The sequence below is a fragment of the Hyalangium sp. genome (assembly GCF_035629615.1).
GTDB lineage: Bacteria > Myxococcota > Myxococcia > Myxococcales > Myxococcaceae > Hyalangium.
Window position 1 is genome coordinate 1 of record NZ_DASPHO010000423.1, and the last position, 7,886, is coordinate 7,886.

At 70.2% G+C, this 7,886-nt stretch carries 6 protein-coding genes; 3 read left to right on the forward strand and 3 right to left on the reverse strand.

Annotated features, from left to right (window positions below; translation table 11 throughout):
* Positions 1–1,009: Ig-like domain-containing protein (locus VD972_RS21600; protein ID WP_324989920.1), on the forward strand; the 1,009-nt coding region annotated here is incomplete at its 5' end.
* A 14-nt stretch (positions 1,010–1,023) separates the two neighbouring features.
* On the opposite strand, the gene VD972_RS21605 is transcribed toward VD972_RS21600, so the two are convergent.
* A complete protein-coding gene (locus VD972_RS21605) occupies positions 1,024–1,710 on the reverse strand; it encodes a lysoplasmalogenase (RefSeq protein WP_324989921.1) in 687 nt (228 codons plus the stop codon).
* 57 nt (positions 1,711–1,767) lie between these two features.
* Here VD972_RS21605 and VD972_RS21610 point away from each other — a divergent pair, with 57 nt between their 5' ends.
* Positions 1,768–3,423: a HEAT repeat domain-containing protein gene (locus tag VD972_RS21610; protein WP_324989922.1), complete on the forward strand. Its 1,656-nt coding sequence runs from the start codon at positions 1,768–1,770 to the stop codon at positions 3,421–3,423.
* Between the two features lie 774 nt (positions 3,424–4,197).
* A complete protein-coding gene (locus VD972_RS21615) occupies positions 4,198–6,156 on the forward strand; it encodes a putative metal-binding motif-containing protein (protein WP_324989924.1) in 1,959 nt (652 codons plus the stop codon).
* Positions 6,157–6,186: 30 nt separating this feature from the next.
* Here VD972_RS21615 and VD972_RS21620 read toward each other — a convergent pair whose 3' ends face one another.
* Both VD972_RS21620 and VD972_RS21625 read right to left on the reverse strand, forming a co-directional pair.
* Positions 6,187–7,527: a sigma-54 dependent transcriptional regulator gene (locus VD972_RS21620; protein ID WP_324989926.1), complete on the reverse strand. Its 1,341-nt coding sequence runs from the start codon at positions 7,525–7,527 to the stop codon at positions 6,187–6,189.
* Positions 7,524–7,886, reverse strand: a 363-nt coding sequence (locus VD972_RS21625; protein WP_324989927.1) for a sensor histidine kinase, incomplete at its 5' end; no start/stop codon positions are given. The genes VD972_RS21620 and VD972_RS21625, both read right to left, overlap by 4 nt.

Below are 7,886 nucleotides of genomic sequence, written 5' to 3' on the forward strand. Positions count from 1 at the left end.
TGCGCGGGTGGAGACGTATGAGCTGACGAGCATGGGGCACGGCACACCGGTGGACCCACAGTTCTCCTTCCCGGGCTCGAGCGTTGGCTGCGGCACGGCGGGGGCCTACATCCTGGACGTGAACATCTGCTCTACCTGGTATGCGGCGAGCTTCTTCGGCCTGGCCTCGGGCGGCGGTGGGGGCGGGGACACCACGGCCCCCACGGTCAACGTGACGGCGCCCGCCAACGGCGCCACCGTGAGCGGCGCTGTGACGCTCACCGCCAGCGCCTCGGATGCCGTGGGTGTGAGCCGGGTGGAGTTCTTCGTGGATGGCGCGCTGGTGGGCACCGACACCTCCTCGCCCTACTCCTACGCGTGGGGCTCGACTGCGGTCGCCAATGGCAGCCACTCGCTGATGGCCAGGGCGTATGACGCCGCGGGCAACGTGGGCACCGACAACGACACCTCGGTGACCGTGAGCAACTCCGGCGGGACGACCCCGGTGACGGCGACCTTCAACAGCATCTCCGCCGAGGATGGGTACGTGAAGGCCAATGCGGATGGCAGCTTGCCCGCGGTGGGCACGATGCTCAGCCTCGCCGTGGGCCGCGGGACGGATGGCAAGCAGAACCGGACGCTCCTGTCCTTCGACACCTCCTCGCTGCCGGACACGGCGGTGGTGGTGCGGGCGTACGTGAAGGTGACCTGGTCCTCCGGCATGGGAGACCCTTGGGCCAACCCCGCGGGCAACTCGCTGCTGGTGGACGTGAAGAATGGCACCTTCGGCGCAGCTGGCACGGAGACCACGGACTTCGCGGCCGCGCCCACGGCCAGCGGGACGGCCAGCATCGCGAAGTTCACCAGCGGCACCCGGAACTCCACGGACTTCGGCTCCGCGGGGCTGTCAGCGATCAACCGCACCGGCCGCACGCAGCTCAAGCTGCGCTTCTCGCTCAACCCCACCAGCACCCAGTACGCCTTCTTCACGGAGGGGGCCGGCGCGGTGCTGACGGTGGAGTACCGGTAGCCCCGATCGGAACCTCAGACGGCCATGTCAGGCGCGGGGCTCTCGGTGGGCCCCCGCCTGCGCGCCGACAAGGCGATGCAGAGCTGCGCGGCCCAGTACAGCAGCATGATGGCGTAGCTCGCGCCGGGCAGGGGATGCACGAAGAGCTTGATGGAGAGCAACCCATCACTGGCGGCGAACATCAGCGCGCCCGCCAGCGCGGCCCCCTGCTCACGCCGCGCCAACCCCTCCGCGCCCCACATCGCCACCGAGCGCCAGGTCATCGTGCAGATGACGACGACATAGGCCGTCACGGGCAGCGCCATGCTCCCAAGGCCGGGCCACAGGAACACGCTGGCGCCCACGCCCAGGAGCACGAAGGGGATGGCCCGCACCAGGCGGGGGCTCCGCGTCACGGTGAGATACGCGGCGGCATAGGCCACATGGGCCAGCAGGAAGGCTCCCAGGCCCGGCAGGAACAGCTCCGGCCCTACCTCCAGCAGCATGTCTCCGATCAGCGAGAGGCCGAGCCCGGCAAAGATCCACTGCGCATAGCGCTCATGGGGCGGCCACAGCCACAGGAGCAGGCAGAGCATCGGCAGCGCCTTGGTGGCGAGGCGGAGCTCATAGCTCTCCAGGCCCAGCGCGAGCAGGAAGGCCCCCGCACCCGCAGCTCCCACTCCCGCGAGGATCCTCGTCCCACTGGCGCTCTCCGTGCTCATGGGTAGCATCCTACTCTCCGGTCAGCTTCGAGAGGACTGCCCGTCCAGGGCGCGGCCATGAGCGAGGAACTCGAAGAACTGAGGCGCAGGGCCCGGCCCGAGGACCTCGAGTCTCTGCGCCGGCTGGATCGAGCCCTCCAGCGCTCAGGCTGGCGCGTGGAGGGGAAGACGCTCCGCGAGTGGATCCCGGAGTTCGCCCAGCTGCCACTGGATTACTACCTCAGTGCGCCTGAGCCTGCTGAGGCCTTGAGGAAGGCCGGGCTGGCGGCTGTCCCGGCCCTGGTGGAGACGCTCCGGACGAAGCAGCTGTCTCCCCGCAGTGAGGTCGACATCCGGATCCGCGGCCATTGTGTCTCCACGCTCGCCTTCCTCCAGCCGCGCCCTACCTGCGCCATCCCCGCGCTCCTGGAGACCCTGCGCGTCCCGAGCACCCGCCTGCGGCGGCTGACGCTCCGGGTGCTGGCCACGAAGTTTCCTCCCCGTCCCACTCCGCTCGCCGTCCGCGAGCTCCTCGCGTGCCTGGCGAGCCGGCATGAGCCTGAGGTCCGGGCCGAGGCCGCGCACGTGCTGTCCAGGCTCGATGGGACTGTGCCTCCCGAGATCCGGCGCGCGGCGCTCGAGCGGCTCACGGACGTGGACAAGCGGGTGCGCCGGTACGCGCTGCGGGTCCTCGCCCTGCTGCCCGCGCCCGACCCGGAGGTGCGCACCGCAGTGGAGGAGCAGGTCATCCTGGATGACGCCAACCGGCTGGAGGCCATCACCACGCTGCTCGGCTTCGACGAGCCCCGCGCTCTCGAGCTCCTGCAGGAAGAAGTCCTCAGCGTGGAGTCCTCCAAGGGGGACGACCGCCACCTGCGGCGCAGCTTTCGAGCCCTCCAGCTCATCGAGCGGCTGGGCGCGAGGGCCGAGGCAACCCTCCCGGCGCTGCGCCGCGTCCATCCCCACTACCGACTCGAGACGCCCCTTTTCGCCGCCGCAGCCAGCATCGCGAGGGGTCAGCTCGCGGCGCGGATGCCAGCGCCAAGCCCCGAGCAGCTCCGGGACGAGCGCGCCGTCCGGCTCCTGGCCGCTCCGTCTCCAGGGGATCCCGCCGAGCCCGCGGACAAGGCGCTCGCGCGCTGGGCCGCGGGCTTCATCCCATATGGGCGTGAGCCATGCGTGCGCATCGCCCTGGCGGCTGCTCGCCGCGTCGTGGATCTCTGGGAGCTCGAGTCCCCCTTGAGCGGCTCGCCCCGTGAGGCGCTCGAGCTGCTGGAGGAGTGGCTGTGTGACCCCAACGACACGACCGCTCGGAGCGTCGTGGAGCGGGGCGACGTCACCCCCAGCCAGCTCTGCGCCCCGTCTGCATTCTCGGCCTCCTGGGCGACCACCTTTGCCACCCTGTGCGTGCCCACGGACGAGCAGCGTGCGGAGTGGGCGCGGCACGCCGAACCTCTGGGCTCAGCAGAGGGCGGCTTCCTGGGCTCGGCAGTCCTCAGCGCCTGCCGCGCACTGAGCAGCAGGTCGGTGATCACCCTCGCCCTGGGCTCCAGCGAGGAGCCGTCCCTCTTGTCCGAGCACGAGGCGGCCCAGGAGGTGCGCAAGGCCATCGTGGCCGAGCTCCTCCCCTGGGTCTGTGGCACGTGGGATCCCGTCAAGGACACCCTCCAGCGCCGCCGGGAGCTGCTGGCCCGACCCCCTGCTCCACCGAGCACGGGCCGATACCCTCCCTGATCCAGACATCTCCTGGCAGCCATCGCCCCTGGCGCCGGAGCTCCAGGAACGAACCTGTCTGACAAGTAGACAGGTTGGCACAGGCCGCGCCCGGCAGCTCGCCACGGCGGGCTCGGATTCCGGGCTTTGCCCAGGCCGCAGCCCCTCCACAAGCAAGGAGCCTCGGGAGTGGAGCCGCCTTTCTCCCGAGCGGCCCTCTCCCGCGGAAGCCTCGCAGCCGGTTCACGGCTCGCGAGCGGGGCTGGAAGTGGGTTTGCGTCGGGGTGGCGACGTGCCAGGTACGTAGCACGCGTCCTTGAACAGGTGGCCACTGACTTCTTCGCACTCTTCGCGATCCAGCTTGAGCAGCCTCCAACAGCCCCCATTGCGGACAACCTGCTGCTTGCGAGGACAGCGTCCATTTGCATCCGGCCTTGCCTGCCCCGGCAGCGGCTCCGGCAGCGGGTCCTCAGCCATTCCCTCCCGGACGAAGGGCTCGGAGGAGTCCTCCGTAGACGCGGGCAACACGGCCTCGCCAAGCCCCGCCGTGCCCCCATCCTGCTGACCGGCACCTGCTGCCTCATGCCGTGCGACTCGGGGAAACCGGATGCTCCGCCGCATGCTCCAGCGCCTCGGCCCCACTACCACCCCCGGGAGGAGGTAGGCCGGATGCGGGGTGGCGCCGTGCTCTCTGTCCATGCGCTCCTCGGGAAGGCTGCCAGGGACCATACCTCTCGGTGTGTTGGTTTTCCCCATGTGAACGCAAGTACAAATCGGGCGTAGACTCTGAGGCCTATGCGTCGGCTTGCGTTGCTCTCTCCCTTCTTGCTTCTCCTGGGTGGCGCTTGCCTGCCGGAGCCGCGTGAGGCCGCCGTCCGGGTGGAGGTCACCTATACCTTCAAGGCCGGGTGCATCACCGTGAGCGCCCGGGACGCCGAGGCCTTGGATCGGGAAGCCTCCAAGCAGCTCGAGGTGCTCGACCGGGGCCCCTCGACGGTGAAGCTGGCCGTCTTCCGCGAGGAAGGCTGGAGCCACACCCTCGAGATCACCACCACCGCGCATGAGCGGTCCTGTGCGGGCCCCGTGGTGGACCAGGAGGTCCACACGGTCGAGCTGCGGAAGGCCCGCATCGAGACGCTCCCCGTCACCCTGGAGGCAGAGGACGTGGACGGTGACACCTACGTCGCCACCACGGACAACGGCACGGACTGTGACGACACGCTCGAAGCCATCCACCCCGGTGCCACCGAGGTCTGTGACAACCAGGACAACAACTGCGATGAGAGCCAGGATCAGGGAGTCGGCCCGAGCTGGTACCCCGACCGGGACGGCGATGGCTTCGGGGATCGAGACGCCACCCCCATCGTGAGCTGCACGGTACCCACCAGTCCTCCCTCCTACGTGCAGAACGCCTCGGACTGCCGGGACTCGAACAATGCGGTCTTCCCGCGCGAGAGCATCCCCGAGAGCGCGTGTGACGACGTGGACGACGACTGTGACGGCGAGGTGGACGATGGCTTTGCTCTCAAGGGGACCGGCTGCAGCGACCCGTGCCCCGGCGGCCATTACGTCTGCAACGCCTCGCAGACGGGCCTGGCCTGCGGCAACGCTCCCTCTCCGCTCTCCCTCTTGCCGGACGATGATGGGGACGGTGCTGGCAAGGAGGACGGTCCCAGCTCCGGCTCGGTCTGCCCTGGTCAGCCTCTCCCCGAGGGAACGGCGGCCAACGCGGACGACTGCGATGATCAGGATCCGCACAACCGGCGTGGCCGGGGTGAGCTCTGCGATGGCCGGGACAACACCTGCAACTTCGAGGCAGACGAGGGGGGAGTCTGCGCGGGCAAGGGATGGAAGCCCGTCGCGGATCCGGCCCTCACGGGCAACCGGCAGTGGAAGACCGTGGCGATCGGCCAGGATGGCCTGCCCGTCTGGGTCGCGGGCGACGGCGGCGTGCTCGCGGTGCGCAGCGACGCAGGCCAGCCTTTCAGGAACCTGGACGGCACCTGTGGCAGCCATGGCTGGCTCTCGGCCTGGGTGCGCCCGAGCGATGGGGTCGTCTTCCTGGCCGCGTCCAACGGGCAGGTCGCTCAGCATGATGGCGCCACCTGCTCCCACGCGACGGTCAACACCTCGGACTCACCCATCCATGGCATCACCGGTGTCTCTTCTCCCTCGGAGACCACCCTGTACCTGGTGAACTTCTTCGGACGGCTGTCCACGTGGACGCCCGGCACCCCCCCTCTGGAGCACTTCAATCTGGCTGAGACCTTCATGGGGATTCATGGGCGCGACGCCGCCCTGCTCATCGGCGTGGGAGGAACGGAAGAAGCCCCCCAGGTCCCCCACATCACGAGCTACCCCGGCACGGGGAATACCTTCCAGCGGCACACGCTTCAGGGCCTCCCCGGCGGCTACGTCGGCAGCCTGCGTGCGGTGTGGATGGGCAGTCCCAAGCTTGCCTACGCTGTGGGCGATGCGGGTCTGGTCCTGCAGTGGGATGGGACGACGACGTGGACGCCCGTCGTCCCCCCTCCAGACAACGCCACGGCCAGCTTCACCAGCGTCGTGGTGCTGGATCGCTCCTCCATCTACAGCACGGATGTGAACGGCGTCATCCGCAGGCTGAGCGCGAGCGGCTGGGTGGCCTCTCCCCTCCACACCTCGGATCAGCCCCTGCGGGATCTCGCGGCCAGCTCGCCGGGTGACATCTGGGCCGTGGGGGACAATGGGAGGGTGGTGCACTTCCCGGAGTAGCCGGGCCCGGCGCCAGGCGCCTGCTCCGCCTCACCGCGCCTCGGGCTCGGGGGCCTCCAGCAGCTTGTAGAGCGTCTTGCGGTCCACCCCCAGCAGCCGGGCCGCCTCGCTCTTGTTGCCCCCCGCGTGCTGGAGCACGTGCGCCGCGTACCGCCGGGACAGCTCCGCCAGGCTGGGCAGATCCTCCGCCAGCCCCATGGCCTTCTTCTGCGCGTCCCCGATGGGCTCCGGGAAGTCCTGCGGCCCCAGCACTCCCGTCACGTTGAGCGCCAGTGCCCGCGCCACCACGTTCTCCAGCTGCCGCACGTTGCCCGGCCAGTCATACGCCGTGAGCCGCCCCATCGCCTCGGGCGTCACCACCGGCCGCACCCCGCCCCGCGCGTGCAGCGCCGCGAAGTGCTCCACCAGCGCCGGAATGTCCTCCCGCCGCTCGCGCAGCGGCGGCAGGTGCAGGTGCACCACGTCCAGCCGGTACAGCAGATCCTCGCGGAACAGCCCCTCCGCCACCCGCGCCTTCAGATCCTTGTTCGTCGCCGCCACCACCCGCACGTCCACCTTCACGGGCGCGCTCTCCCCCACTCGCCGGATCTCCCCCTCCTGCAGGACGCGCAGCAGCTGCGACTGCACCTTCGGCCCCACGTCCCCAATCTCGTCCAGGAACAGCGTGCCGCCGGTGGCCTCCTCGAACAGGCCGCGCCGTGCCCCCAGCGCCCCCGTGAAGGCCCCTCGGGCATGCCCGAACAGCTCGCTCTCCATCAGCGACTCGGCGATCGCGCCACAGTCCACCGGAATGAAGGGCCCGCTCACCCGCGCCGAGCGCTTGTGCAGCGCACGCGCCACCATCTCCTTGCCCGTCCCCGTCTCGCCGGTGATGAGCACCGGCACCTGCGTCGCCGCCGCCCGCGCCACCTGCTTGTAGACCTCCAGCAGCGCCGGGCTGCGCCCGACCAGCGTGCTGCGCTCCACCTGCTTGCGCAGCGAGCGGTTCTCCTCCACCAGCCGCTTCTGCTCCAGCGCCCGCCGCGCCACCCGCAGGATGGCGTCCACATCGAAGGGCTTGGCCAGGTAGTCGAAGGCCCCCTGCTGGATGCTGTCCAGCGCCCCCTCGATGTTGCCGAACGCCGTCACCACGATGACCGGCGTGTCCGGCAGCCGGGCCTTCACCGCCTGGAGCACCTGGAGCCCATCACCGGGGTGAGGCATGGCCATGTCCGTGAGCACCAGATCGAACGCCTCGTCCTCCGCCAGCCGCTGCTCGGCGGCCTGGGGATCTCCGGCCAGCAGCACCTCGCCCAGCACCCCGAGCAGCCGCTGGAGCAGATCCCGGGCGTGCGGATCATCGTCCACGGCGAGGATGCGCACGGGCTTCATGGCGCCACCCTGCGTGCGGGGAGAGCCACCTCGGAGCCTGCCGCCACAGCGGGGCTCGCCCGCGGGAAACGGACCGTCATCGTCGTGCCCATGCCTTCCTGGGACTGCACGCTCAAGGTGCCCCCGTGCGCCTCCACCAGCCGCTTCGCGGTGGCCAGCCCCAGCCCATGGCCCGGGAGCCCCCGAGCCTCGGGCGCGCGGAAGAAGGGCTGGAAGAGCGAGCCCCGCGTGGCCACGCTCATGCCGATCCCGTTGTCCCCCACCTGCAGCACCGCCTCACCGCCCACCTGGGAGACGTGGACGGAGACGCACGCCGAGGGCCGCCCCGCCGTGTACTTCACCGCGTTGGACACCAGGTT